25 protein-coding genes are annotated in these 26,878 nt (G+C 59.3%); 9 read left to right on the top strand and 16 right to left on the bottom strand.

Going from position 1 to position 26,878, the window contains the following annotated elements; genetic code table 11:
• Positions 1 to 26 precede the first annotated feature (26 nt).
• A complete protein-coding gene (locus tag OKB87_RS03695) occupies positions 27 to 2,048 on the top strand; it encodes a methyl-accepting chemotaxis protein (protein ID WP_270826512.1) in 2,022 nt (673 codons plus the stop codon).
• Positions 2,049 to 2,201: 153 nt separating this feature from the next.
• On the opposite strand, the gene OKB87_RS03690 is transcribed toward OKB87_RS03695, so the two are convergent.
• From OKB87_RS03690 to OKB87_RS03680, 3 genes are read right to left on the bottom strand one after another with little or no spacing between them, the layout of a single operon-like run.
• Positions 2,202 to 4,193 (bottom strand): MtrB/PioB family decaheme-associated outer membrane protein, encoded by a 1,992-nt coding sequence (locus OKB87_RS03690; protein WP_270826511.1) that lies wholly within the window; start codon positions 4,191 to 4,193, stop codon positions 2,202 to 2,204.
• A gap of 11 nt (positions 4,194 to 4,204) precedes the next feature.
• Complete coding sequence (locus OKB87_RS03685; RefSeq protein WP_077097851.1) at positions 4,205 to 5,176, bottom strand: DmsE family decaheme c-type cytochrome; 972 nt, start codon at positions 5,174 to 5,176, stop codon at positions 4,205 to 4,207.
• Positions 5,177 to 5,231: 55 nt separating this feature from the next.
• Positions 5,232 to 7,346: an OmcA/MtrC family decaheme c-type cytochrome gene (locus tag OKB87_RS03680; RefSeq protein WP_171280788.1), complete on the bottom strand. Its 2,115-nt coding sequence runs from the start codon at positions 7,344 to 7,346 to the stop codon at positions 5,232 to 5,234.
• Positions 7,347 to 7,593: 247 nt separating this feature from the next.
• Between OKB87_RS03680 and pdsA the strand changes: the two genes are divergently transcribed.
• The 4 genes from pdsA to netD all read left to right on the top strand — a co-directional run bounded on the left by pdsA (position 7,594) and on the right by netD (position 10,651).
• Complete coding sequence (pdsA, locus tag OKB87_RS03675; protein ID WP_021469996.1) at positions 7,594 to 8,205, top strand: periplasmic diheme shuttle PdsA; 612 nt, start codon at positions 7,594 to 7,596, stop codon at positions 8,203 to 8,205.
• Positions 8,206 to 8,354: 149 nt separating this feature from the next.
• Positions 8,355 to 8,984: an Nrf-like electron transfer protein NetB gene (netB, locus tag OKB87_RS03670; protein WP_270826510.1), complete on the top strand. Its 630-nt coding sequence runs from the start codon at positions 8,355 to 8,357 to the stop codon at positions 8,982 to 8,984.
• Positions 8,981 to 9,649, top strand: coding sequence for an Nrf-like electron transfer protein NetC (gene netC / locus OKB87_RS03665; RefSeq protein WP_270826509.1), 669 nt, complete (start codon positions 8,981 to 8,983; stop codon positions 9,647 to 9,649). Before netB ends, netC begins: the two co-directional genes overlap by 4 nt.
• Positions 9,650 to 9,697: 48 nt before the next feature.
• Entirely contained in the window at positions 9,698 to 10,651 is a 954-nt protein-coding gene (netD, locus tag OKB87_RS03660) for an Nrf-like electron transfer protein NetD (RefSeq protein WP_270826508.1), read from the top strand.
• 87 nt (positions 10,652 to 10,738) lie between these two features.
• Here the strand turns inward: netD and lpxH are convergent, their stop codons facing one another.
• From lpxH to OKB87_RS03645, 3 genes are read right to left on the bottom strand one after another with little or no spacing between them, the layout of a single operon-like run.
• Positions 10,739 to 11,464, bottom strand: a complete 726-nt coding sequence (gene lpxH / locus OKB87_RS03655) for a UDP-2,3-diacylglucosamine diphosphatase (protein WP_270826507.1) — start codon at positions 11,462 to 11,464, stop codon at positions 10,739 to 10,741.
• Positions 11,461 to 12,186, bottom strand: a complete 726-nt coding sequence (locus tag OKB87_RS03650) for a DUF4269 domain-containing protein (protein WP_270826506.1) — start codon at positions 12,184 to 12,186, stop codon at positions 11,461 to 11,463. The genes lpxH and OKB87_RS03650 overlap by 4 nt, the downstream gene beginning before the upstream one ends.
• Entirely contained in the window at positions 12,176 to 12,673 is a 498-nt protein-coding gene (locus tag OKB87_RS03645; protein ID WP_005302674.1) for a peptidylprolyl isomerase, read from the bottom strand. The genes OKB87_RS03650 and OKB87_RS03645 overlap by 11 nt, the downstream gene beginning before the upstream one ends.
• Before the next feature lie 190 nt (positions 12,674 to 12,863).
• Here OKB87_RS03645 and cysS point away from each other — a divergent pair, with 190 nt between their 5' ends.
• Entirely contained in the window at positions 12,864 to 14,240 is a 1,377-nt protein-coding gene (gene cysS, locus OKB87_RS03640) for a cysteine--tRNA ligase (protein WP_017782367.1), read from the top strand.
• Between the two features lie 158 nt (positions 14,241 to 14,398).
• Here the strand turns inward: cysS and OKB87_RS03635 are convergent, their stop codons facing one another.
• Genes OKB87_RS03635 through OKB87_RS03625 form a run of 3 tightly spaced genes read right to left on the bottom strand, consistent with a single transcriptional unit; the run spans position 14,399 to position 18,005 of the window.
• Positions 14,399 to 16,330 (bottom strand): hypothetical protein, encoded by a 1,932-nt coding sequence (locus tag OKB87_RS03635; RefSeq protein WP_270826505.1) that lies wholly within the window; start codon positions 16,328 to 16,330, stop codon positions 14,399 to 14,401.
• 2 nt (positions 16,331 to 16,332) lie between these two features.
• On the bottom strand, positions 16,333 to 16,806 hold the full coding sequence (locus tag OKB87_RS03630; protein WP_270826504.1) for a hypothetical protein: 474 nt from the start codon (positions 16,804 to 16,806) through the stop codon (positions 16,333 to 16,335).
• Entirely contained in the window at positions 16,803 to 18,005 is a 1,203-nt protein-coding gene (locus OKB87_RS03625; protein WP_270826503.1) for an ABC-three component system protein, read from the bottom strand. Before OKB87_RS03625 ends, OKB87_RS03630 begins: the two co-directional genes overlap by 4 nt.
• A 1,006-nt stretch (positions 18,006 to 19,011) precedes the next feature.
• Between OKB87_RS03625 and OKB87_RS03620 the strand changes: the two genes are divergently transcribed.
• Both OKB87_RS03620 and OKB87_RS03615 read left to right on the top strand, forming a co-directional pair.
• A complete protein-coding gene (locus tag OKB87_RS03620) occupies positions 19,012 to 19,320 on the top strand; it encodes a hypothetical protein (protein ID WP_171283135.1) in 309 nt (102 codons plus the stop codon).
• A 694-nt stretch (positions 19,321 to 20,014) separates the two neighbouring features.
• The gene (locus OKB87_RS03615) at positions 20,015 to 21,028 is read left to right on the top strand and encodes a GGDEF domain-containing protein (RefSeq protein WP_270826501.1); all 1,014 of its coding nucleotides are present in this window, start codon (positions 20,015 to 20,017) and stop codon (positions 21,026 to 21,028) included.
• Between the two features lie 61 nt (positions 21,029 to 21,089).
• Here the strand turns inward: OKB87_RS03615 and OKB87_RS03610 are convergent, their stop codons facing one another.
• The 7 genes from OKB87_RS03610 to OKB87_RS03580 form a co-directional block, all read right to left on the bottom strand.
• Entirely contained in the window at positions 21,090 to 21,836 is a 747-nt protein-coding gene (locus OKB87_RS03610; RefSeq protein WP_011706560.1) for a substrate-binding periplasmic protein, read from the bottom strand.
• Between the two features lie 100 nt (positions 21,837 to 21,936).
• Positions 21,937 to 22,683, bottom strand: coding sequence for a substrate-binding periplasmic protein (locus OKB87_RS03605; RefSeq protein ID WP_270826499.1), 747 nt, complete (start codon positions 22,681 to 22,683; stop codon positions 21,937 to 21,939).
• A 73-nt stretch (positions 22,684 to 22,756) separates the two neighbouring features.
• A complete protein-coding gene (locus OKB87_RS03600; protein WP_017410864.1) occupies positions 22,757 to 23,254 on the bottom strand; it encodes a GDYXXLXY domain-containing protein in 498 nt (165 codons plus the stop codon).
• On the bottom strand, positions 23,251 to 24,258 hold the full coding sequence (locus OKB87_RS03595) for a DUF4401 domain-containing protein (protein WP_270826498.1): 1,008 nt from the start codon (positions 24,256 to 24,258) through the stop codon (positions 23,251 to 23,253). The genes OKB87_RS03600 and OKB87_RS03595 overlap by 4 nt, the downstream gene beginning before the upstream one ends.
• A complete protein-coding gene (locus tag OKB87_RS03590; RefSeq protein ID WP_270826497.1) occupies positions 24,251 to 25,189 on the bottom strand; it encodes a DUF2157 domain-containing protein in 939 nt (312 codons plus the stop codon). Before OKB87_RS03590 ends, OKB87_RS03595 begins: the two co-directional genes overlap by 8 nt.
• A 198-nt stretch (positions 25,190 to 25,387) precedes the next feature.
• Positions 25,388 to 25,945: a TMEM165/GDT1 family protein gene (locus OKB87_RS03585; RefSeq protein ID WP_270826496.1), complete on the bottom strand. Its 558-nt coding sequence runs from the start codon at positions 25,943 to 25,945 to the stop codon at positions 25,388 to 25,390.
• Between the two features lie 256 nt (positions 25,946 to 26,201).
• The gene (locus OKB87_RS03580; protein ID WP_226031955.1) at positions 26,202 to 26,531 is read right to left on the bottom strand and encodes a translation initiation factor; all 330 of its coding nucleotides are present in this window, start codon (positions 26,529 to 26,531) and stop codon (positions 26,202 to 26,204) included.
• Between the two features lie 119 nt (positions 26,532 to 26,650).
• Here OKB87_RS03580 and OKB87_RS03575 point away from each other — a divergent pair, with 119 nt between their 5' ends.
• Positions 26,651 to 26,878, top strand: coding sequence for a FeoA family protein (locus OKB87_RS03575; RefSeq protein ID WP_005302641.1), 228 nt, complete (start codon positions 26,651 to 26,653; stop codon positions 26,876 to 26,878).

The raw sequence follows: 26,878 nt of genomic DNA, 5'->3' as shown, positions 1-26,878 counted from the left end.
CCTTCGACCATACAGAGGCACATGCGATGTCGCATGCGCCCCGAGGAAGGCATTCGGTCAAACGGATGATGATCCTGGGGGGGATCCTGGTGGCGGTGCCGCTGATCGTGGCATCCATCGTCTCCTTGTGGAGCAGCCAGGCCCAGTTGCGCGCACAGGAGAAGGTCGAGCGCTTCAATCAGGCTCACCTCATCTTCAAGGAGACGCGCTATGACCTGGTGCAGATCCAGCAGTTCATCACAGATGCGGCGGTGACCGGCAACACGGAAGAGGGCCTCGCCGAGGCCGCCACCTTCCGCGATACCGCCTTGCAGAATCTCAATACCCTGATGCGCAGCCTGCCGGACTTGAGCGACGAGCTGCTGCCGATGCAGGAGACGGTCAAGGGGCTGTATGAGAAAGGGGCGGCCATGGTGGATACCTACAGTCGCCAGGGCCAGGCGGCGGGCAACCTGATGATGAGCAGCCAGGGTGGCTTTGATCACATGGTGATAAACATCAACGAGCGGCTTGAGCGCATCAATCATCAGCTGGACAGCCGGATCACCCGTGCCGTCGCCAGCCGCGACGAGGCCAAGGAGCTGGCCCTGCTGATGGGGCTGGTGGCCGGGCTGGTCTCCCTGTTGTTCGTGGCGCTGGCCTATTTCATCCAGTACCGTCACCTGATGCGCACCCTGGGCGGAGAGCCGGATTATGCCGCGCGGGTGGCCGCCGAGATTGCGGCGGGCAACCTCACCGTCGCCATCCAGACCCGTTCGGCAGACAATCACAGCGTGCTCGGGGCCATGCGGCTGATGGCGGCGCAGCTCAGCCGCCACATGCGCCAGATAGACCTGCGGACCCGGCAGCTGGCCCAGTCCTCCTATCAGATCTCCGATATCTCGAGAACCATCACCGATGCTTCCCAGCTGGAGCAGCACCACTCGACGGAAGTGACCCGCGCCAGCAATGACCTCTCCTGCGCGGCCGAGGCGGTTTCCGGCCTGGCAAGCCAGGTGGGGCAGCAGGCCGAGCTTGCCTATCAGAGCGCCCATCGCAGCACCCGGGTGATGAGTGAAAACATCGAAGAGATGCGCCACGCCGTGACCGAGGCGCAGCAGGCGGAACAGAAGACCCGTCAGCTGAGCGAGGCGAGCCAGCGCATTCAGGTGATCACCCAGTCCATCACTGCCATCACCGAGCAGACCAACCTGCTGGCCCTCAACGCCGCCATTGAAGCGGCCCGAGCCGGGGAGTATGGCCGCGGCTTTGCGGTGGTGGCCGACGAGGTGCGCAAGCTGGCCAACAATGCCGGCCAGGCCACCAAGGAGATCAACGAGATCGTCACGACCCTGAGCCGGCTCATCGGCGAAAACGAGACCTCGGTGAAGAGCGTCATCGCCCGCACTCACCTGACCATGGACAAGGCGCACGAGGCGAGTCAGTCCATCAACGGCCTGATGACGGAGATCGAGCGCAGCGTCGGTGCGGCGGATCAGATCCGCGGCACCAGCGACGAGCAGATGGGCAAGCTCTCCTCGCTCAATGCCCACCTGCACGACCTGCTGCATGCGCTCGCGGAGAACACCGAGAAGGTGCAGACCACCGGGATCATCAGCCGCACCCTCTATCAGGAGTCGAGCCAGCTGCGCGACATCATGGAGCAGTTCCGCTTCGAGGCCGAGAGCGGGGCAGATCGCAGTGAGCACGAGCTGCGGCGGGCGCCGCGCATGTACCAGCACATGATGGTGAAGGTGCTGGCCGGGGGCGGGTTCCACGAGTCGATCACCGAGGACTTCAGCGTCACCGGCCTGCGGCTGCGCACGGTACAGCCCCTGGCTCTGGACAAGCGCGCCGAGGTGGAGCTCAAGATCTACACCCCCAAGCCCTCCATCGATCTGTATCGCAGCCAGACGCCGCTGGCGATCAAGGCCAGGGTGATGTGGTCCCGTCAGGCGGAAGAGGGCGAGGTATACGGACTGGAGTTCATCGAAGTGGCACCGCAGGCGCGCAGCCAGCTGGAGGCCTGCTTCAAGCACTATGCGCTGGAGCCGACCTATACCGGCTGATGCCGTGCCGAGCCCGACTGGTGGATGGCGACAGGGGCTGAGGGCAATCAAGAGAACAAAGACGAGATGATGAAAGAGGGGAGCCTGGGCTCCCCTCTTTATTGTGGGCTGACAACACACGGTGTCTGCCCTTATCCGGCGCCAATAGTGCCTTTAGAACTTGTAGAGCCAGGAGACGGCAGTGAAGTAGCCGTTGTAGTCCTGGTTCAGGTTGCCGAGGTTGCGCTCTTCGCCGGTGTAGAGGTAATCCACGTCCTGGAAGTATTCGTAGCGCACATCCCAGCGCAGCGAATGCTGCTTGGTCAGCTGATAGAGGGCGTAGCCTTCCAGCCGGTGCTGCTTGCTGGTGAGATCCGGGTAGTCATAGCCCTTGCTGGCGTCGGTTTTGCCGCGGCCATAGGCGAAGCTGTAATCGAGCCCGAGCTCGAGATCCCGGTCAAACGCCTTCTTCTGGGTGAGCCCGAGCCCGAGGGTGGTGATCTCGTCGCGCACTGCCGTGCTGTAGGGATCCCAGTCCGGTGCGCCTGTGTAGGCGTGGTTCTGGCTGGAGGTGATCCACTGCAGGTTGCTGAACAGGTGGCCGCTCAGGTTGTCGTCGAACTGCTGGTTGAGGGTCAGGTCGATGCCATAATCCTTGCCCTCGCTGCGCCCTATGTCCGGCTCCTTGTAATCATCCCTGGCCCACCACCCTTCGAGGCGGGCATCCATCCCCTCGCTGAACTGATAGCCGAGATCCCCCCTGAGCTCGACCCTGTCCCTGTCGGCCAGATAGAACTGGCGCAGGGTCGGGCTGCCGTTGCCACCGGCGCTGTCGTGGCGCCAGTCCGAGCCGTCGCGGGTGCTCCAGGCGAGCTTGCCGCCCAGTTGCAGCGCCCCGGCCGGGCGGTAGTGCCCCTTGAGGAACAGGGTGTGCTCGTCGGTGTCCTGCCGGTCGGCCTGCTCGCGCTGATCGGCCTTGTACTGATAGCCGGTGGTGAGCTTGACCGAGCGGCTGAGCCGGTAGTCGGCCGCCAGATCCGCCTTGCTGCGGGTGCGATCGCTCTTGCTGCGCTGCTTGCCGACCACCGCGTATTCATCGGACTTGTCCTTGCGGTCCCGATACTCGCCGCCGGCGCGCAGGGTGAGATCCCGGCCAAAGCGACCTACCCACTTGGCGTCGGCCTGCAGGGTGCTGACCTCGCCGTGGAAGTCATCCTGGCTGATGGGGGCGTTGCGAAACGCGGTCAGGCTGCCGTTGGAGGTGGCCTGGCTGGTGAGCACGCGGCCGGTCAGGCTCTGCCGGTCCCAGTTGTACTGGCCGGATAGGCTCAGCTGGTGGAAGTTGTTGTCCGGCTCGTAGGCGCGCTCGTTGGCGTAAGGATCGGCGACGCTGCCATAGTAGAGCGCCGTGTCATCGGTACGGTAGAGGGAGCCGTTGTAGGCGAGATCGACCAGCCAGCCTTCTCCCAGGTAGCTGACGCCGCTCTTGACCAGAGTGGTCGAGCTGCCGTCGACGGGCTTGGGCAAAAGGCCTGGCCCGCTGCCGATGCCGGGCACGCTCGACTGGTAGTAGGCGAGGGTGGCCTCTTTTTTCTCATGAGAAAAATCGGCGTAGGGGCGCCACGGGCTCTTCGGGGTGTAGGCGAGCCCGGCGGTCAGCTTCTTGCGCACCACCTCCTTGTCGAACTCGGCCAGCGACCCCTGGGTCAGCGGGCTCTCGCCCGGCTGATAGACGCTGCGGCCGTGGCTGTTCCAGTAGAAAGGGGACTCCGAGTAGCCCAGCCGGGCGCGCATGCCGTCGTAGTGGCCCTGTTCGGTTGTCAGGCTGAAGCGCTCCATGCCGAGGTTTTTCACCGCCAGGCTGCCGTAGCGGGAGCCTTCCCCCCGGTATTGCAGGTCGGCGTTGAAGATGCCGAGCATGCCGCTGTCCTGCTGGCTGGGAACCCAGTTGCGAAAGCGGGTGGCGCCATCGTCGTTGGCATAGCCGGCACCCAGCCCCACTTCGCCAAACCAGCCCTCATCGCGCTCGCAGGACTTGCAGCTCCAGCGTTCGGTCTTGGCCGGTTTGCTCTGCTGCAGGGCGTAATCCCCGACTGCCAGCGGCTCCTCGGCCGCCTGGGCCGAGCAGACCGCCAACAGGGAGAGCCAAAGTGTTGAGTATTTCATGACTTCTCTCCTCAGCGCCGCAGTGATTGACCGTTGGGATGGTTGGTCCCGTGGATCTGGTTATGACAGTTCAGGCAACTGCCGCCACGCACCTTGAGATCCCCCTCGGGGATGGAGACGTTGGCATGGGGCACGCTGTGGCACTCCTGACACAGCTGGGGTACCCGCTTGTTGAGCAACGCCTGGTTGATGGAGCCGTGCGGGCTGTGGCAGAGGGAGCAATCCTCGGTCACCGGCTCGTGTTCCCACAGGAAGGGGCCCCGTTTCTCGGCGTGGCATTCGTAGCAGCTCTCGTTGAGGCTGGGCTGCTTGAGGCTGGCCTCGTTCTGCGACTGGTGCGGGTTGTGACAGCTGGAGCAGGGCAGCTCGCCATTGAGAATGGGGTGGCTGGTGCGCTTGTGCAGATCGGCCTTTTGCTGGGCGTGGCAGTTGGTACAGGTCTCCACCTGCAGCTTGCTGTCCATCACCGGATCCTTGGCCTGGTGCAGGCTGTGGCAGCTGGTGCAGGAGACATCCTCCACCGCGTGAGCACTGGCATGCCAGCCCATTCGCTGGGTATCGGTGTGGCAGGAGAGACAGACGCTGTTCTGCTTCTCCACCGGGACCGGCGAGTCGGGGCCGAAGGTGATCATGGGTTCCCGCTTCTGCCCCTTGCGGGGATTGCGCGGGTGGTTGCCGGCGGGGCCGTGGCAGGCTTCACACTGCTTGTCGGCCATCGGCCCGTTCTGGTTGCCGAGGTTGCCGTGCACATTGTGGAAGATGCCGGTGGCGGGCTTGCGCGAGTCGGCATCGTGGCACTTGAGGCAGGTATCGGCCCCCTTGGGGGAGTATTTGCCCTGGTCGAATTTCTGGTCGAGGGTGGCTTCGACCTGCAGGCGCGGATCGGCATCGGCCGCCGGCTGGGCATCGCTCTTGGCCCAGACCGGCAGGCAACCGAGTGCCAGCAAACCCGCCAGGAGCCATTGCGGGGTGATTCTTTTCATATCGTGTCCTTCAACGGCAAAGGGCCGGGGGGAGGCATCCCCCGGCCTGGTGGTCTCAACGGAAGTCATACACCTTGTGAACCTTGTCGACGCCCTGCTCCTGCCCGACGGCATGGCAGGACGCGCACTGTTCAACTCCGGTGGCGGCCTCTATCGTCTCTGCACCAAAGATGGCGCCGTTGTTCTTCATGTGGGTGGCCCACTCATCCCCGGCGACCGGGTTGTCCGGCTTGACCAGCCCCAGCGGCGACTTGAGGTGGCAGCTGGCGCAGACCACCAGGGTCGGACTGAAGAACTTGGGCTGCTTGTTGTCCGCCGTGGTCGCCACCAGCGAGGGTCGTTCGTTCTGCTGGTTGGGCAGGTTGTACTGACCCTTGGTGTGGCAGGACTCGCAGTTGTTCAGCTTGCCCGGGAAGGTGGCATCACCGCTGCGATGGGAGCCGAAGGCGTGGAAGGAGTGCACGTGATACTTCAGATCCCCCGGCACACCCGCATAGAAGGAGGTGCGGGTGGCGTTGTGACAGCTGGTGCACTGGGCGAAGTCCTTGGAGGCGTGGGCCGAGCCCGCGTTGCCCTCGGTGTGGACAGCCAGGTCCTTGTGACAGCCGTTGCAGGAGGCCAGATCCGCGCCTGCCTTGAGCACATAGCTGCCGTCGACCCCGCCTTCGACCCGGAAGTAGGCCTTGACCGGGTTGATGGCCACGTAGGAGAGGGCGCTGGCGGTGCTGCTGCAGGGGAGCAGATCCCCGGCGGCGAAGGCACCGTTGCGATCCGCCTTGCGGGCCACGCACACCTGCAGTTCGGCGACCGTGGCCGCCAGGGTGCCGGTCACCTCGTTACCCACCTCTTTGCGGCACAGGAAGCTGCCGCCGCCCTGGCTTTCGCACTTGGTGAAGTCAATCTTGTTGCCGGCGACGAAGGTCTGCGGGTTGGTGTAGCCCAGCTCGAAGCCGCTGCCCTGATCCCAGTTGACCAGCACGTAGGGAGCCTTGGCCAGATCGCCGTACTTGATGTACTTGAGCACCCCGTCCATGGTCTCGACCGGCGTGCCGTTGGCGGTCACGGTCAGCTCGACCTCGATGTTGGGCGCGGCGTAGCGCACGTCGTCAAACTTGAACACCAGCTTGTCGCGACCGGCGGCCTCGTTGGCGAGGTAGCCCATGTGCACGCTGCTGGGGGACTTGGTGTTGCCGGGGGTCTCGGCGTGGCACTGGGTACAGAGGGTGCCGCTGTTGATCTTGCCGTTGATGTGGCTGACGTAGCCGGTTGCCGTGGTGGAGTCCGCATGGCAGGCGCCGCAGGGTTTCTCCTGGGCGTGCTGCCAGTTGTTGGCATCCGGAGTGGTTGGGGTGACGCCCTTGTGGCAGGTGTCGCAGTTGCGTGGATCCTGCGGGAAGTGGCTCACCAGCTTGGTGGCGGTCGCATCCAGGTTGCCGTGCAGCTTGTGCACCAGGGTGGTCAGATCGCCTCGTCCGCTGCCGGGCACGCTCTCGTTGTGGCAGGTGACGCAGAGCTTGGGATCGGCCCGGTTGCTGTGGTGGATCGGCTGCTTCATGTGGCAGCTGTCGCAGCTCTGTTGTTCCAGGATGTCGCGGGTCAGCAGTGGCGGCGTGCCGGCCGGTACCCAGTCCAGCACATAGTCGGTGACCGGAATGCCGTTGCTGCCGCCAAAGTAGATGCCGAGGCGGTGGGTCGCTGCCTCATCCCAGCGGATCAAGCCGTTGTTGTCCTGCGAATCGCTCGGATAAGGGTCGCGCACCGTGGTGGCATTGAAGGAGAAGGTGTAGCGGTACTGGCCATTGCCAAGGGCTTCCAGCTTGCCGCCGTTCTCGCCGGTGGGCCGGTTGTTCTTGGTGCTGTAGATGAAGCTCTTCCAGATGACAGGGTCTTCCCGTTTGGCGTCGCGGCCGGGGATCACCTTGGCCAGGGTGAAGGAGGGAAGGGTGGTTCCCAGCTCATAACCCTTGCCTTGCTTGTCGGTTACCTTGAATTGCACCGAGAGCTGACCGCTCTCGCCAAGTTGTGGGGTGGAGGCCGAGATCACCAGCGAATCTGGGGTTCCCGGAGGAGGGGGAGGTGGATCCGTCTGGTCATTGCCATCACCGCCGCCCCCACAGGAGGAGAGGGTGAACACCATTGCTGCAGCCACCAATACTTTCCAGTATTTCATTGTTTTATCCTTTTTTATCGGACTTATTGTTCCATATATGAGCCAGCTCAAAAAATTCCCAAAAAGATACCACTTAAGGGTCAAAAGAGGACTAAATACGGTATAAATCATTTCCATCTTAATTGTAAGGTTTATATATTAGACGGCGTTGATCTAAGTCTCAAAAACGGATCGAAAATCAACCTTGAGTATAAAAATGTCTGTTTTTACTGGGGTTTATAGACCTTTTCTGGAAGAGGGATAAGAAATGAAACGCAGTGTGAAGCTGGAAATACTGGGACTGTCGTTGCTTTTGGGCTCTATTGGCACCGCACATGCCAGCCTGGACTCATTGGTGGATACATGTAACTCATGTCATGGAAATCAGGGGATCAGCACCCAGAACGATATTCCGACTATTGCAGGGCTGGCAGAATCAAATCTTGCCGAGCAGATGCGCACCTACCTGGACGGCCGGCCGGCCAAGACCGTTAATCATGTCACCGGTGATACCAGCAAGAAGGGGAACATGACCGACATTGTTAAGGGCCTTAGCGACGAGCAGATCGACGAGTTGGCGGCGCACTATGCCGAGCTGCCCTACAAGCCGATGAAGCAGCCGTTCGATGCGGCACTGGCCAAGGCGGGGCAGAAACTGCACGACGACTCCGGCTGCAAGAAGTGCCACTCCGAAGGCGGTTCGGTGGCCGAAGACGAGGCCTCCATCCTCGCCGGCCAGCCCAAGGGCTACCTGCTGACTTCCCTGCAGGAGTTCAAGGCCGGCAAGCGCAGCAACGACGAGAAGATGAACAAGGCCATCATCGCCATGAGCGATGCCGACCTCAAGGCGCTGGCCGAGTACTACGCAAGCCAGCAGTAACGTCGCTGCCCCTCCCGTTGACGCAGCCACCCCGCTTCTGGCGGGGTGTGGTCTCGTGTTCATGACCGTCAAAGGAGCTGTCACCAGCTCCTTTTTGTTGCCAGGCGGGCAGACGGCACCCGGCGGGTGCCACCGTTTCGGAGTTTCCTATGAAAAAGATCATCAAGTGGCTGCTGCTCGCCTCTCTCGCTCTGGGAGCGGGTCAGCTGGCGCTGGCCAGCGCGCAGGCAGCGGATGCCACGCCAGCGGCGCCGAGTGCCACATCCAGTGCCGCTCAGGCAGAGCAACCCACCCTGGCTGAACGGCAGGCCAAGGCGGAAAAGAAGAAAGCCGCCGCCAAGAAGGCCGCGGCCCGTTTCGCCAAGTGCGAGAAGTGCCACGACGGGGAGGAGGGGATGCACGGCAAGCATGGTCAGGTCACCAACCCCAACACGGGGGAGCAGGTCACCTGCACCAACTGCCACGGCAATGCGTCGGCCGATCACCGTAAACAGCGCGGTGGCATGGTCGATGTGATGCGCTTTGGCAATGACGCCTTCCCGCTGAGCCAGCAGAACGGCGTCTGCATGAGCTGCCATGAGCCGGACGATTTGCGCAAGGCCCTGTGGGCCCACGACGTGCATGCCACCCGGATCAGCTGCACCAGCTGTCACCAGCTGCACCCGGCCAAGGAGCCCATGGTGGGGATCCCCGAGAAGTCGCGCATCAAGCTGTGCGTCGACTGTCACCGCAAGCAGCACGAGGCCGGCCTGGGCGGCGCCGTCAAGGAGGGTTCATGAGCACGACCCGCCGCGACTTCATGGTGGGCATGAGCGTCGGCGCCCTGAGCCTGCTGACGGGGGCCCCGCGCGCCCTGGCCAACAGCATGACCATCAAGGGCGTGCGCTACGGCATGATCCACGACGAGACGGCCTGCATTGGCTGCACCGCCTGCATGGACGCCTGCCGCGAGGTGAATCAGGTGCCGGCAGGGGTCGCCCGCCTGCAGATCCTGCGCAGCGGACCGGTGGGGGAGTATCCGGCGCAGGAGTACCGCTTCTTTCGCAAATCCTGCCAGCACTGCGACAACGCCCCCTGCGTGCACGTCTGCCCGACCGGCGCCTCCCACATCCGGGCGGAGGATGGCATCGTCGACATCAACCCCGACCTCTGCGTCGGCTGTCGCTATTGCCTGGCCGCCTGTCCCTATCAGGTGCGCTTCATCAACCCGGTCACCCGGGTTGCCGACAAGTGCGACTTCTGCCGCAAGACCAATCTGGCGGCGGGCAAGCAACCCGCCTGCGTCGAAGCCTGCCCGACCAAGGCGCTGGTATTCGGCAATCTGGACGATCCCAACAGCGCCATCAGCCGGCGGCTGGTGCAGGAGACCACCTATCGCTACAAGCAGTTCCTCGGTACCTCGCCCAAGATGTACCGGGTGCCCAAAGGGGAGGTGAAGTCATGATCCCATCTCATCCGTATGATGCAGACTGGCTGACAGGAGGGAAGCACCATGTGGCATGATGCGTTTCACTTCGACTCGCTGGTGTGGGATGGCCCCATCGCCATCTACCTGTTTCTGCTCGGTATCTCGGCAGGCTCGGCCACCCTCTCGGTGCTGCTGCGCCGGCAGGGAGCTGGCAGCGAGAGCGGCATCATCAAGGCGACCGCCATTCTGGCGCCGGTGAGCGTCGTGTTGGGGCTGCTTATCCTCATCTTCCACCTGGCCCGTCCTTGGACCTTCTGGAAGCTGATGTTCCACTACCAGTTCGACTCCGTGATGTCGATGGGGGTCATGCTGTTTCAAGTCTACATGGCGGTGCTGTTCGCCTGGCTGGCGGTGGTGTTCAGAGCCGAGATCGAGGCCCTGCGCCGACGGCTGCTGGTGGACAAGCTCGCCTTTATCGACGGCCTGATAGGCTGGCTCGCCCACCTCGAGCGGCTGCTGGCGCCACTGCTGTTGCTGCTGGCCGTGCTGCTGGGTGCCTACACCGGTTTTCTGCTCTCCGCCCTCAAAACCTACCCCATGCTCAACAACCCAATCCTGCCGGCGCTGTTTCTGGTCTCCGGCATCAGCTCGGGGGTGGCCTCCACCATACTGCTGGCGGTCACCCTGTTTCGGGAGGATGGCCACAGCCGCGGGGTGAGCTTCGTGCACCGCTTCGAGCGGCCCATCGTCGCCATCGAGCTGTTCCTGCTGCTCTGCTTCTTCACCGGCCTCTATTTTGGTGGCGGCCAGCGGGAAGCGGCCATGTGGGCGGCCATCGGCGGCGGTTTCTGGTCCCAGGTGTTCTGGTTCGGGGTCATCGGGCTGGGGATCCTGCTGCCCCAGCTGCTGGGGCTGGTGGGCAGTCCGGCCAAGGCCCATCAACCGGCCCGGCTGGCGCTCATCTGCAGCCTGAGCCTGGTGGGGATATTGCTGCTGCGCTACTTCATCCTCTACGCGGGGCAGATGACGGTGATGTAGCCGTTGTCCCGGCAAAGAGCAGAGTAAATCGCAGGCAAACAAAAGGCGGGATCTTCCCGCCTTTTTTATTGCCGTCAGCCTGCTTGGTCAGATCAGCGCGCGCTGCTCGAGGTGCTGCTCGCCGGGGCGGCAGACCAGCACCGAGCCCTGCTCGAACCAGTCCCCCAGCACGATGCGTCGCGCCGGGTGACCGTCGAGGCGGAAGTCGTGGATGGCGGGTCTGTGGGTGTGGCCGTGGATCATCATCCGGCAGTCGTGCTGGCGCAGCATCTCGTCCACCGCCGCCGGGGTCACGTCCATGATGGTCTGGCTCTTGTGGGCATTTTCCATCTGACTCTGGCCGCGCATCTTGTGGGCGATGGCCTGGCGGCGTGCGAGCGGCAGGCGCAGGAACAGCCAGCGCAGCCATTTGAGCTGGGTGATGCGGCGAAACTTCTGGTAGCCCTCATCCAGGGTGCAGAGCAGATCGCCGTGGCTCAGCAGCACCCGCTCGCCGTAGAGCTCGATGACGCAGGGATCCCCCAGCAGGGTCATGCCGGCGCGCTTGGCAAAGGCCTGGCCCAGCAAGAAGTCGCGGTTGCCGTGAATGAAGTAGAGGGGAACCCCCTGCTGGCTCAGAGCCGCAAAGGCGTCGGCCACCTCGCCGTGGAGGGGATTGGGATCGTCGTCGCCAATCCAGAATTCGAACAGATCGCCCAACACATAGAGGGCATCGGCGCCGGGGGCGTCGTGCGCCAGAAAGCGCACCAGGGCGGCGGTCATGTCGGGCCGCTGGGCACACAGGTGAATGTCGCTGATAAAAAGGGTGCTCATGAGAAAGTGCGCTGGGCCCTGTTGAGGTGGCTGGAAGTGGAACTGGTATTGGAGCTAGCAGTGAAATTAGAAGTGAAGCGGGGGCCCGTCGCCCTCGGCTGCCACGCCAGTGAGGCAAGCTCGCCGCCCTCCAGGGTGAGCAGCGCGGCATACGGGTCGCCGGCAAGGCCCAGCAAGTGGCAGATGGCCGCTTCCCCTTTGAGCCCTTCATCAAGGCGCAGGCGCAGCACTTGGTGATAAAACGCCGCGCCGAACTGCTCAAGCAGCGCAGCCATCAGGCTGAGGTGGCGCCAGCCGTTGAGGCGCTCGAGGGGTTCTGGGGTGAGGTAGAGCTCAAGGGGCCAAGGGTGGCCATCGGCGCCGGTGACGGTCTGCTCGGCGAGCCAGATGTCAGCGCCCTTTTGCGCAACCCGCCAGCCTTGGGCGGCCAGCGCCGCTGCAAACGTGGCCGGCTCCGGATGCTGGCAGACGATGTCGAGATCGCTGCCGGGGCGGTCGAGCCCGATGGCGACCGTGCTCACCAGCGCCAGATCACTGCACTGCGCTGCCAGCGCATCCCACACCCCGGCCGTGAGCAGGGCATGGGCCGAGCGTTGGCGCGGGTTGCCGTGGGCCAGGTAGTCGAGACGGCGCCAGTCGATGGGGCCGGCCTTCGCAGATGGAAAAACTGCGGCCGGGGCCGCAGTCAGTTCATCTCGCAGAAGGCAGAGATCACTCGGCAAGGGTCACCTTGGTGATCACCACGTCTTCGGTCGGCACGTCCTGGTGGATGCGGCCGTAGTTGCCGGTCTTGACGCCCTTGATCTTGTTGACCACGTCCATGCCGGCGGTCACTTCACCGAACACGCAGTAGCCGAAGCCCTGGGTGGTGGCGGATTTGAAGTCAAGGAAGTCGTTGTTGTTCACGTTGATGAAGAACTGGGCGCTGGCAGAGTGCGGCTCCATGGTGCGGGCCATGGCGATGGTGCCGACCTTGTTGGACAGGCCGTTGGCCGCTTCGTTCTTGATGGGGGCACGGGTGTCTTTCTCTTCGAAGCCCGGGGCATAGCCGCCGCCCTGGATCATGAAGCCGTCGATGACGCGGTGGAAGATGGTGTTGTCGTAGTGACCGTCACGGCAGTATTGCAGGAAGTTGGCCACGGTTTCCGGGGCTTTTTCAGCGTTCAGGGTGAGGGTGATGTCGCCGTGATTGGTGTGCAGAGTGACCATGATATGTCCTTTCATTTGATACGGGCGACGAGGTGCCCGCAGGTGTATGGCATAAAGTGGTGGCAATTCTAGCCCATCAGGGCCCTGCGGCATAGATGGTGCGCCCGATCCGGCACGTTTTCTGCCTCGTTTTCTACGCGCGATGCGGGTAGAATGGCAGGCCATTTTACTCACAGGCAGTGGTCATAAGATGCTGAAGATATACAACACACTCACTCGTCAAAAAGAAGAATTCAAACCTATCCACCCGGGCAAGGTGGGCATGTATGTGTGTGGCGTCACTATCTACGATCACTGTCATATCGGCCACGGCCGCACCTTCGTCGCCTTCGACGTCGTCGCCCGTTACCTGCGCTACAGCGGCTATCAGCTCAACTACGTGCGCAACGTCACCGATGTGGACGACAAGATCATCAAGCGCGCCGCCGAAACCGGCGTCACCTGTGACGATCTGACCGAGCGCCTGATCGGCGACATGCACGCCGACTTCGATGCCCTCGGCATGGTGCGCCCGGACGTCGAGCCGCGCGCCACCCAGCACATCGGCGAGATCATCGAGCTGGTGCAATCCCTGCTGGATAAAGAGCACGCCTACGTGGCGGACAACGGCGATGTGATGTTTATCGTCGACTCCTACGCCGACTACGGCAAGCTCTCCGGCCAGGATCTGGAGCAACTGCAGGCCGGCGCCCGCGTCGACGTGGTGGATGCCAAGCGCAACCCCTTGGACTTCGTGCTGTGGAAGATGTCCAAGCCGGGCGAGCCGACCTGGGACAGCCCCTGGGGCCCGGGCCGTCCTGGCTGGCACATCGAGTGCTCTGCCATGAACTCCAAGCACCTTGGCAACCACTTCGACATCCACGGTGGCGGCTCCGATCTGCAGTTCCCGCACCACGAGAACGAGATCGCCCAGTCCTGCTGCGCCCACGGTGGCGACTACGTCAACACCTGGATGCACAGCGGCATGGTGATGGTGGATAAAGAGAAGATGTCCAAATCCCTTGGCAACTTCTTCACCATCCGCGACGTCTTGGCCCACTACGACGCCGAAACCGTCCGTTACTTCCTGATGTCTGGCCACTACCGCAGCCAGCTCAACTACTCGGAAGATAACTTGAAGCAGGCCCGCGCCGCGCTGGAGCGCATGTACACCGCCCTGCGCGATCTGCCGGCGGCTGCTGCGGCCGGTGGCGACGAGCAGGTGGCTCGCTTCAAGGAAGCGATGGACGACGACTTCAACACCCCGGAAGCCTACTCCGCCCTGTTCGACCTGGTGCGCGAGATCAACCGCCAGAAGGGTGAAGACATGGCCGTTGCCGCCGCGTTGGGCGCCCGTCTGCGCGAGCTGGGTGCCGTGCTCGGCATCCTGCAACAGGATCCGGATGCTTTCTTGAAGGGTGACGAAGCGGATGAAGAGGTTGCCGAAATCGAGCAACTGATCGCCCAGCGCAATCAGGCCCGTGCCGACAAGAACTGGGCCGCTGCCGATGCCGCCCGCAACCGTCTCACCGAGATGGGTATCGTGCTGGAAGACAGCGCCGGCAAGACCAGCTGGCGCCGTGCCTAAGGGCAGTTGCCCTGTTGCTGGCAACAGGTTGAGCCAATAAAAAAACCGCAGCCTTAGGGCTGCGGTTTTTTTTTAATATGAATCTGATTGGTTGGTGATACCGTGAGAAAATAGGATCTCTAGAGATATTTTTGGCAATAAAATCATCAAAGTTTAAATTAATAGTCGTTAATCAGGCCCTTTTCGAAAACTTCACTGTGTTTACTGTATCGTTTTACCAGATGGAAATTATCACCCTCTTTTAAGAATTTTGGCAAATCGTTATCAACTACGATAATCTGACATTTTCTTTCATGTTGTTTAGCATGGTTGCAAATGTAAGAGAAACGCTTGAATATCTTGTCATAAACAACTGGGTCTGAGAATTCAGAATCCTCGTCATCCCGCACGTTCCGACCAATATTTTGGCCTGGGGTGTCGATCATCAAGAAAGTAGGAAGGTTGCCGGGAGTCATCAATAAAAACTTAAGCCGTGCGGTAAAACTCAAAATAGATGTAATTGTTCTAACTCCACCAGAAGAGTGATTGTAATATGACATATCTCTGAAGTGTGGGACAAATTTTTTATCAAGATACACATCTCTTACATTTTGCAGCCCACTATCTTGAACGTATTCTCTGAATATATTTGATAATTTATCAACAACAGTATCCAGACCTACCAACGCCTCTTGAGCTATTTTAAGACTCTGTTTAAGCCTAGAAACTACGGATTCTTTACTTTCAATTCTTTTAGATAAATCATGATATTTATTATTAATGGCAATGTCTCGTTTATATTGTGCTATTTTTACACGCAACTCAACTTTCTGTTTTTCTATTGCCTCGATAGACTTTAATAATGCAGAGATGTTATCAATATTTAGTTTGTCAAAACTTATAGACAATTCCTTTAATGCATCGGTAATGGCATTCGTTTCATTTTCTAATTGTTGATTTTGTTTCCAAGTGCTATCCAAAATATGTTGAACCCCAGATACTCGATTTTTAATCGACTTTACTTCAGCATCAATGACTTCATTGTTTAAATATTTTGCGGTGATAGAGATATTACTTTGGCATAACGGGCAGGAAAGTTTGTGGTCTTTTAACATGTCTAAAGAAATACTTTCTCTAGTTATTTTTGATATTTTTAAATTTTCCAAATCGTTTTGGTAAGTAGATTTTAGACTTGAAAAAGATCTATATTTAACTAGGTTCTTTTCAATTTTTTTATTTTTCGCTGCCAATATATCCTTGAGCTCAGATATTTCTCCTGCCATAGAAAGTGCAAGGTCGGTGGCAAACTTATAGTCCCGTTTTAAAATCTCTCCACTTTTGTTCAGGGTTTCTAAATCAGACTCTACAGAATGCAATTCATCATCAATAGATACGTTTTCAGTGGATATTTTTACGTCGACTAAAAACTTAGATATCGCAACATAGCTAGTCTTTATTTTATTTAACTCACTTGCTTCCAAACCTAGCTCTTGATTCAATTCTGCGATTTTATTATCGTGTATATTGAATACAAACTTTTGGACCTCCACATTTTTATTAAACAATGGGTTGTTACCATAGTTTAACAAGCTGTCAGCCCCAACTTTTGTCTGTTTTAAATAAAGCAATTTCATTAAATCACGGAAACTTAGTCTATCAGAGCTCGCATCATCTCGGAAACGGGATTCTTTAATGCTAACTTTTGCGATACCTAATGAATCTAAAATAAAATCTGATACCCAACCGTCAGGCATTATTTGTGTTGATGAACCTGCCATCAGCATAGGAAATGCACTGCTAGATTCATCAATATTACACATAAAAACTTTTATAGCGCCACTAGCGTCAGAAATAGTACGTTCAAATGTACATGTTGTGCCATTTAGATCTACTTCTAGCTGTGCGGTTCGTCCTCTAGCGGAGATTTCTTCGTATAGAAGACTTGAGTTACTACCACCTAGACAGTAATCAATAAGATTCAGAATACTTGATTTACCACAATCCATATCACCCCAAATTATATTAAGGCCCTCCTTAAATTCAGCCGTATAGTTTGAGCTTATACCCTTAACAACTAATTTGTTAACCAATAAATATGGGCTCAGTTCCATTATTACCTCAAGCAGTTTTTCTGAAGAACATTTAGAGACTTTCCAACAAGTGGCTTAAGAAGAGAAAGACTTGTCTTCCAACTGTCAACTTGTGTAGTTTTGATCTCAACAAGGAGCTTTTTAGATGCGATAAAAAAATCTAATCCAATATTTTTAATTTCAATATATCCTTCAGTTTCAAGAAGTAACATGCTCTGTAGAAATTCAGAAACGTCTTGATAAGACCCAAACTCTGCATCATTTTTATATAAAATATCCTCATAAGGACTGTTTTCGTGCAAACGCTCAAAGGACACAAGGAATGAATGCATATCTTTAGGGTTTTTAAGTAGATAATCAAAAAGTGCACCTTTTTGCATGGTGAGCACAAAATTATCCTTCTTATCTCTTCCTAATATGTCAACAATTAGCCAACGTCTGTACAGTGCAACGTAAGTTTCTTCTCTGAAGTCAATAAAGTTTGATGTGCTATTCATGACATTCGCTCCCGAATATCATCGATTGTAACGTTACTATCCCAAATTATGGTCCTATCTACCTTATTGGCCATCTGATGGAGTAAACCACCTTTGTGTATGAAGTTTATGTATTTAATGGCACAGAAAAGTAGGTCTTTATCTTGTTCTCTTAGTTCTTTGTGTACAGCATTAAATATATCGTCTGCATGTTGATTTTTATTCGAATTATACGTTTGGCGATAAATGCTTAAAACCTTATGTTGCAGTTCAGATAGGTGTTCTTTATCAATTCGATTGGCTGCTTTTGATATTATCTCAGCATGAAAGAAGGATGCTTTTGCGTTTTCAATTCCCATTTCTCCAATCTCAGAGAGAATCAGTTTTATGACAAAAACCTCTTTATCGAAATCAAAATCACCTTCACAGTATTCAATAGATGCCATGCCTTCCATTTTCCTTTGGTAAGCGATATCCTCTAAGAATTTTTTTACGCGTTTAAAAACTAGCTCTTTCTTATCTTGAGGTTTGCAAATAGTTGTATGATCGTAACTGAGTGTAAACCAGTCTGAACTTTTTACCTTATATGGTAAGGCACTGACTTCTGAAACGCACTCATCATGCATTGCAACCAGATATACGCATTTTGGTAACTCATCTCGACGTTCACACCACTCCATGTTTATGGAGTCAGAATACTCTGATAATGGCTGCATCTCTTGAGTGTTTGTATTTCCAATGGGGGATAGTAATAATGCACCTATGGAGCCCTTATGTGGAACAGCTATGGAGATATATCCTATTGGCCGAGGGCCCTCTCCTTCTACATAATTGAGTATATGGTCTTTAGCAATCAAGCCTCCCATACTGTGGGCGATAAGTATAACTTCAGTGAAATCATCAAGTTCAGTACGCAGATAACTATTCAATAGATTGCTAAGATAGCGTATTGGTTTGTTCTTCTTAATCCTTGTGTCAAGATTAATAAATGGAATCTTGTTTAGGATTTTTTTGAGGTTTTGTACTGGAGCGGACTTAAAAACATCAAGTACCTGAGTATAGTAGTCAAACTCAAAAAACTCGAACTCTTCACAAATAGTTTGTTCAGATGCCAACATTTCACTAAAGTGCGTACCTGATTTATTCATCCATGTTTTGGTATTACCGGTGAAACCATGTATGAAGACGACGCCAATTTTTTTTGTTTCTAGCTTAGTCATATCTTGACACCTCATATATGGCGCACTCAAAATTGATTTTTTTCCTTACCAATAAATAATGTCTGTTTTTTATCATTGTTTTATCGAACCTTAAGTTTATAAATGAAATTTTTATGTCAACACTCAACATATAGGTTTGATTAGCGAAGCGTAATCGGACGTTCGAGAATTAAATTGTTATTACGGTGAAATACTCACTGTCGGGCCTTCAATATAAAACTGTCTCCCGACAGGGATGTATTCCGCTTGCTGTTACATTCACAATAATTTTTACCTATGCAGCCATGTTGATGGCGCTTGTTGTATAGAGACGGAAATCTGATCTCGCCATGGAGTGGGCGAAGGGTCGGATCAGAGATAACAACCCTCCCGATCATTGCCCCGAATAGATAGGGGGCTGTTAACTGGCCTCGGGCTGAAGGTACGGGGTTGCCCCCTGTTGTTCGCCGAGGTGAGGCCGTTTGTCCAGGCCGCGAGGCAGGACGCCGAACGAGCGCCGCTGGGCCAGGGGCCAAACCGGAATTGGACGAGCAAGGCTCGGCCCGGTTTGGCGCAAGGACAAGGATGTCCGTAGCGGACTTTGACCGACGCCAGGGATGGCGAAGGTCAAAGCCCATCGGCGCGTGCCGTCGGACAAACGGGTGAACCGAGGAAACCCGACGCAGGAGGGCGAACAAGCGGGGGAGAAGACCTTTGGTGACTTTGGGTCTTTCCAAAGTCACTCGCCCAGCCGCGCAGCGGCGGCGAAACCCCGTCGAGGACGGAGTCCTTGTGTCCTGCATGGCGGAGCCATGCCAATCAGACGAGTGACCCCTCACCCTAACCCTCTCCCGCAAGGGGAGAGGGGATCGTTCCCCGGTGCAATGCGCTTCGCTAATCGACCCTACAGGCTGATTTCACCCCGCGCCTCATCCCGTGGTGGGGGAGGCGACCCTCCCGCTGCTTGGTGCGCCATCCTCTGGAATGCTAGGATGCCCAACCGTCCTTTATCCAACCCTTATCAGTTATGGCAAACCGGCTCGTAGGCAGTAAAAACAGGATCACTCGGGCAGGGCGCTGGCTCGCAACCCGTGGCGCCGCGCTCTTTGCCGAACTCTCGGAGTTTCAGCAGCGCATCTGGGTGGTCAGCATAGTGAACGACACCTACACGGATACCTTTATTGTCAACGAAGGCAGCTTCGAGGAGCCCATGCAGTGGATGCGGCGCAAGCAGTACAGCGCCGACATGCTGCAGCGGGTCGATGCCATGCAGCGCTCCCAGGTGATCCAGGTCGAGCTGGGTGACTGCCGCCATCGCCTGATGCGGGTCAAATAACCCGGATAGCGCCGAGCCTTATCGGGCGTTGGGCCAAACAGGGCGGCTGGCTCACAGTCCGCGCGCTATCCGCCAAAGACGCTGCCGCCCCTGACTGTCGCCGCCACCTTGCGCCCTTGACCATCCGTGAATATTCGGGGCCAACAGGGGCCGATGGTCATCTTACGGAACCCGCTTCGGCGGGGCCATCCAAATCCATGAAATTAGTGATGCAACTATCAGAATTAAATGGTTTTTCTCCTTTGCTGCAAAGTGGCAACCGGCGGTTGACCCGCAGCCGGGGTGTGATGGAAGATGAGCGCCGCACCCGGCAGATAAGCAGACAAGCAGGATAAGCAGAGCGCAGGACAGAGTGAGGGGCAGAGCGGGACAGCGCCACCAATAAAGGCGATGAGCACCTGGGGCCATCATGGGCCCAGCCCTCGACAGCATTCGCGCCACCGCCAAGCCGCCATAGCCAGTAACGCTGCCGACAGGTGCCCGCTGCCCTCAATAGGGGCGGTCACCACGGCTCAGATCTGGCCGACTTCGCGCTGGCTGCAAACGGAGCGCATTGCCGGACAATCGAGGGTCGTTCGACGACAAAGGCCGCCAAAACCGCAAAATTTGTGCCACGGCGGGGGCGCGCGGCTTGTGAAGGGCCCCCGGGGTTGGCTATCGTTTCAGGAATAGACATGCAAGCAGGGAGGTGTGCATGGACAGAATATTGCAGGCGTTGTCGCTGCAAGTGACCGGGGCGCGGGATCTGGAGAGCCTGACCCGCCCGCTGCTGGAGATGCTCGAGACGGTCACCGGGCTTGAATCCACCTATCTGACCGAAATTGACCTTGGTCACGACACCCAACATATCCGTTTTGCCCGCAACGCCGCCACCTTGCAGATCCCCGAAGGGGGCTCGGTGGCCTGGGGCGATGCCCTCTGCCGGCGGGCCCTCGACGAAGGACGCTTCTACACCGAAGATGTGGCGAGCTGCTGGGGGGATTCCCAGGCGGCGCGGGCCCTTGGCATTCGCACCTACCTGAGCTGCCCGGTGCAGACCCCTTCGGGCTCCCTCTATGGCACCCTGTGCGCCGCCAGTGCCGAGCAAAAGCCCCTGACGGCGGGCTCGGATCACCTGATCGCCTTCTTTGCCCGGTTGATCGCCGAGCAGGTGGAGCGCGAACAGCTGCTGCAGCAGTTGCAGCAGGCCAACCACGAGCTGTCACGCCAGGCGCTGAGCGACCCGCTGACCGGGCTACCCAACCGGCGGGCGCTGATGCACGAGCTCAATCGGCTGTTTTCGCTGGCGGAGCGGGTCGAGCATCCGCTGCTGCTCGGCTTCATCGATCTCGACGGCTTCAAGGCCATCAACGACACCCACGGTCACGACACCGGCGACCTGCTGCTGCAACGGGTGGCAGCGGCGCTCTCAACCGTGTTGCGCGGCAGCGATCTGCTGGCGCGGGTGGGGGGCGACGAATTCGTGGCGGTGGGGATGGGGCCGCAGTGCGGCGAAGAGACGCGGGAGGCGGCGGTGCAGGGCTTTCAGCGCCGGCTGTTCGAGGCGAGCCTGGTGCGGCTCGAGGTGCCCGCCGGCCTGCTGCACTACCCTGGCGCCAGCGTGGGGGTGGTGGCCATCGATCCGGCCAGCAGCACGGTGGACGAGGCGCTGAGGCTGGCCGATGCCTGCATGTACGAGGTCAAGCGCCAGCGTCGTCGGCCGAGCTGACTGCGCAGGCGAGACAGACAAGCAAAAGGGGCCCCGGCGGGCCCCTTTTTCATGCCGCCCCTCAGCGGGCGGGGAAGTACTTGGCCTGGATCTGCTGGAACTCGCTGCTGGCCAGCACCTGGGTCAGGCCGCTCTGGAACTCCTTGACCAGCTCGTCGCTCACCGGGTGGCTGAAGGCGAAGCAGAACTGCTCCGAGCTCAGCATCCAGAACACCTTGAACTGGGCGGGATCCAGCTGCTGGGAGGCGATCAGATCCAGCATGGTGGTCTTGTTGGTGGAGATGAGATCGACCCGGCCCGAGGTGAGCATCTTGAGCGCCTGGGGCAGGCGGTTGGCGGTCATGATCTTCTGCTCGTCAAAGCCGTTGTTGAGCAGCAGCTGCTCCCCCACGTCGGCCCGCACCGCCCCTATGTTGTACTTTTCGGCATCCTCCAGCTTGGCGATGTTGACCGGGCTCTTGGCCAGCCCCATCAGCACGATTTCGGCATAGCCGATGGGGCAGGCCCACTTGAACAGCGGATCCCGCGCCTCGGTGCGGGCGGTGGAGAAGAGCACCACGTTGGGTTTCTGGGTCAGCAAGTAGTAACCCCGCGCCCAGGGCATGATGGTGATGGGTTGCTGCGGGGTGTTGGTCTTCTGCCAGACCTGCTGCAGCAGCTCGACGGCGAGCCCGGTGGGGGCGCCGGATTCGTTGGAGAAGTTGTAGGGTTTGTACTCTTCGGTGAGGTAGTGCAGCTTGCCAAGCTCCGGGCTGGCCTGGGCGAGGGTGACAAACGCGAGTGCGGCGAATCCAATCCATTTTTTCATGTTGGCCATCCTGGTGGGGTGTAGCGTCATTCTCAAGTGTTATCAAAGCCCGCCAAATCGCCACTCACGACTGACTGGCGGCGAGAGGTAACGGGCCTTCTCAGGGGGCGGGCAGGTATTTGAGCCGCAGCCCCTGATATTCCGAAGAGGCGAGCGCCTGGGTGAGGGCACGCTGGAACTGCTTGATGACGCTGTCATCTACCTGGCGACTGAAGGCGTAGCAGAGCTCCTCGGCATCCAGCACGAAGGCCACCGTGAAGTCATTGGCATCGAGCTGCAGCGCCTTGATGGCGTCATAACCCGCCAGCTTGCCGGTGGCCAGCAGATCGGCGCGGCCAGATACCAGCATCTTCAGCGCCTGGCTCAGCCGGTTGGCGGAGATGATGCGGCTCTCGTCCATGCCTCGGTTGAGCAGCAATTGTTCAGAGGCATCGGCGCGCACGGCGCTGATGCGGTAGTCGTTGATCTGCTCGACGGCGCTGAGGGTGAGGGGGCGGCGCTTGTGGGCCAGCAGCACGTACTCGGAGTAGCCGATGGGGCACACCCACTTGAACAGGGGGTCGCGGGTGTCGGTGCGGGCAGTGGAGAAGAGCACCACGTTGGGTTTCTGGGTCAGCAGGTAGTAGCCTCGCGCCCAGGGCAGGATGCGAATGGGCTGGGCGGGGGTCTGGGTGCGCTGCCAGATCAGCTGCAGTAGCTCCACCGCCAGCCCGCCGGGCTGACCGCTCTGGTCGGTGAAGTTGTAGGGGGGATACTCCTCGGTCAGGTACTCCAGCTTGCCGAGCTCGGCCTGCGCCGTGCCAAGGCATGACAACAGCAGCAGGCAACCGCAAAACCTTATCCTCATGGGCATTCCTTGGCGTAGCGCGGGCGATCCATCTTGCCCTAGTGTGGGCAAAAAAGCCTGATATTGCCAGTAGTTACCAGCGCGCTCTGGTATTTCCCACCGGTTTCAACTGCTCATCGCGCAGCCCCACCAAGAGCGCCTTGCCGCTCTCCTGCAGGCGAAATTCGCCGTAGCGCGCCGCCTCGTACTGCTCGCCGGTGCCCTCTTCGAAGAAGTAGGCGTCGGGGCCGATGAGCCACTGGCCATCGCTGCGGCGCACCTGCAGCCGCCGCTCATCGCGGGCCAGCTGATCCGGCTTGCCCCCTTCCACCCAGCTGGCGACCTGCTGCTCGTCGAGGCGGATCACCAGGGTGTCGGCAGGGGCCTCATCTTGTTGCCGGTTGCCGAGCTGGCGGGCCAGCTCGTAGTTGAGGCGCATGTAATCCCCCTGCATCAGGGAGCGCGGGTCGACCGGGGCGAGGCGCAGCAGCACCACCTCGCCACTGCTCATGGCGCGCTCGTAGCGCCAGACGGTGACGTTGATGGCCGCCAGGATGGCGAGGCCGGTCAGCAGCAGGGCGAGTCGTCTCATGAGGGGCTCCGCAGGCTCAGCCGTTTGAGCAGCTGGCGGGCGCCGAGCAGCAGGGCGCCCGAGCCCAGCAGCAGCCAGGATTTGGTCATCAGGGTCAGCCCCAGATCGTAGTAATAGAGGGAGCCAAAGCCGACCAGCAGCAGGCCGGCCAGGGTCATCAGGCCGACGCTGCCGGCATAAAAGCCGAGCACCAGCACCAGGGCGCCGGCCCCCATGCCGGGAATGAGGGCGCTGATCAGCACCAGCGGCAGTCCGTACAGCAGCGGCAGTTTCAGCCTGATCATGAGCCCCAGCAACAGGGCGGCACAGAGCAGCGGGTTGAGCCAGAGCGGCAGGCGGGAGTGGCCCAGCTCGTCGAGCATGCTGGCGCCGCCGTCCCACAGCGGGTGGTGCAGGCGCCCCAGCACCAGCAGGGAGAGCGCCAGTCCCAGGGTGAGGGATTCATAGAGCTGATGGCGCTGTGGATCGCGCTCTGCCTGCAGCCAGCAGAGGGCCACCGCCGTCATCACCAGTGGCAGGGCCAGCAGTTGCAGGCCGAGGCAGGCGAGGCCAAGGGTGAGCAGGATGGCGGCGGCGAAGCTGTGGAACAGCCGGATCAGCCAGTGCTCGAACAGGGCGGCGATGGCCAGCGACAGCAGGGCGAGGCCGAACCAGAGCGGGGCCGAGTGCAGATCCAGCCGATCGAGCAGCCCGTAGAGCAGCCAGGCGTCGCCGGCCAGCGCCAGCGCCAGCACGAACTGATCCCACAAATCGCTGCGGGTGGCGAAGCGGTTGAGGCAAAAGGCGATGACCATCAGCACGACGCCCATCAGCAGGGCGCTGTCGGCATCCCGGGTGAGCTGGGAGAACGACATGAACAGGAAGAACAGCAGGAACAGGGCGGCAATCCAGCCCACCATGCCGAGCAGAAAGCGGCTCGACCAGTGGGGCTGGTCGTCACGGGGGGTATCCCCTTCCACCAGCTGGGCCCGTTGCAGTCGCTGCCAGGGGGTCAGATCACTCATGGAGCCTCCGTTGTTGTTGCAGCCAGCGGCTGGCCGCCACCGACAGGCCGATGGCGATGAGGCAGAGCAGCAGGAAGCCGTTCACGTCCGGCTCCATCCATTTGCCGAGTGCGGTCAGCAGCACCACGATGAGGCTCAGGCAGCCCATGGCGAGCCCGGCGATGAATCTGTGGTGCCAGCGCAGGTAGGCGGCCGCCAGCCAGCCGAGCCAGGCCGGCCAGACCCAGGGGGAGGCGACATCGAACAGCGCCAGCAGGGTGAGCAGGGTGACGCCGAACCCGGCGGCCAGCCCCGCCAGACAGGAGGGCATCAGCCGGTAGCGGGCGGGCACCAGCAGCAATATGCCCCAGAGGGCGGCGTTGAACAGGGTCAGGCACCAGCCGAGGGCCTCCTCGTTGAAGGCGAAGAAGAAGTTGAACAGCCCGAGCCGCCAGTAGAGCACCAGCGCCAGCTGGCCAAGCAGCCAGCTCAAGGTCCACAGCAGCGGGCTCTGGCCGAGCGCCGCCAGCGGCAGCAGCATCAGCGCCCAGGTGGCGAACAGCTGCCAGGGATCGGCGCCGGTCTGGTAGGTCTGTCCCACCAGCGCCAGCAGGGCACCGATGTTGAGGGCGATGGCGAGCAGCAGCGCCTGGCGCTGACTGTCGGCGAGGGGCTTGCGCCACAGCAACAGCAGCATGGCGAGCAGCGGCAGCTCCAGCAGCGCGAGGCGCGAGAGGCGGCCCAGCTCCTGCCAGTTGAAGGCGACGAAGAACACCAGGCCGGCGCCGAGGCACAGGCTGCCAAGCCAGAGCAGCAGCCGATCGAACAGCCACTGCCAGCGGGCAGGGCCGGGGGGCAGCTCGCACAGGGCGAGGGCGGCGGGCAGACTGGCCCGCGCGAGGCGTCCACGCCTGACCCAGTCGAGCAGCGTCTGTCTTGAAGTGAAGTGCATGGGATGCTCCATCAGGTTTGCCGCATTATGCCACGGCCATGGCGCCGATTGGCAGCCCCCGTCTGCGGGCGCTACCAGCCCGGCATGCGGATGCAAAAAGCCCCGCCAAAGGGCGGGGCTTGCAAGGACACGACATGGGCGCGGGAGTGGCGTCGGCAAGTGCTCACCCTTGCCTCGCCACCTTCTGATCCGGCCGGGTCAGGCGAACAGCAGGGTGCTCATCCCGAGGCCCACAAACAGGATGGCGCAGGCGATGCGGATCCCCTTGAGCGGCAGGCGATCGGCCCCCAGCTTGCCAAGCAGCACCACTGGCACGTTGGCCAGCATCATGCCGAGGGTGGTGCCGGTGATGACCTGGGTCAGCGAGTCATACTTGGCCGCCAGCAGCACGGTGGCGATCTGGGTCTTGTCGCCGATCTCGGCGATGAAGAACAGCACGAAGGTGGCCATGAAGGGGCCGTATTTGTCGAGCGGGCTCTCCTCGTCGTCCATCTTGTCCGGCACCAGGATCCAGGCCGCCATGGCGATGAAGGCACCGGCCACCAGATAGGTCATCACCTTGGGATCGAGCCAGCGGCTGATGAACTCGCCAAGCCAGGCGGCGCCGGCGTGGTTGAGCAGGGTGGCAGCCAGCATGCCGGCGATGATGGGCCAGGGCTTGCGAAAACGACAGATGAGCAACAGCGCCAGCAGCTGGGTCTTGTCGCCGATTTCGGCGATGGCCACGCTGAGGGTTGAGGTTAACAAGGCTTCCATAAAAATGACCGGGGGACGGAATTGTTATACCTGAGACAAGCCTGCGCCATCCGTCCCCGGTATTGGCACTGGCCCGTCAAAGGTCTTGTCAAATCCGCGGCTGGCGTGGATCACCCTGACCATGGTGAGTTGGCACCAAGTATGTTGATCAGGGTCGCGAACCGGTTTGGGGCCGGCTGGCGAGACTACTCCCCCTCGATGGGAGCGGGCATTCTAGGGAAAAAGCGAAAGTGACGCAAGCCGGGCGGTGCGGGGATCAGCCGCCCACCAGCTTGACGCTGAAACCTGCCTTCTCGAGCTCGGCCTTGATCAGATCCCGTTTGTCCCCCTGGATCTCGATCACCCCCTCTTTCAGGCCGCCGCCGGTGCCGCACTTTTTCTTGAGCAGGGTGGCGAGGCTCTTTTGCTGTTCGGCCGGGATGCCGTGGATGGTGATGACCCCGGCGCCCTTGCGCCCCTTGGTTTCGCGGCGGATGCGCACCACCCCGTCGGTGGGGAAGGGGGAGGCGGATTGCGGCTGGCTCTGTTCTTTGATGATGCCGCCGTCCGTGCTGTAAACCAGGCGGCTGTTGTTGTCGTGACTCATGGCAGTTATTTGTGGGTTAGCTAAGCGGAGTTTGATTTTACTCAAATAAGCGTTGAAAACACGGATTATAATGCCCCAAGTAAAAGAGAATTATTATTGTTTAACTTCAGGAGTCAGTCATGGTACTCGCGCAGTTGTCACCGGGACAGAGTGCTCGCATCAAGAACATGAATCAATTAACCCGTCCCCTGCGGCGCAAGCTGATGGTGATGGGCTTGTTGCCCCAGACTGAAGTCATCTATTTGCGCGCGGCCCCGCTCGGGGATCCGCTGCAGATCCAGTGTCAGGGGATCTGCCTCTCCATGCAAAAAAGCCTTGCCCAGCAAATCGAGGTCGAACCGGTATGA

This window comes from Aeromonas sp. Y318-1, assembly GCF_027706125.1.
Classification (GTDB): domain Bacteria; phylum Pseudomonadota; class Gammaproteobacteria; order Enterobacterales; family Aeromonadaceae; genus Aeromonas; species Aeromonas hydrophila.
The sequence above is the reverse complement of the archived record's forward strand: the minus strand, read 5'-3'. Positions and strand labels throughout refer to the sequence as shown.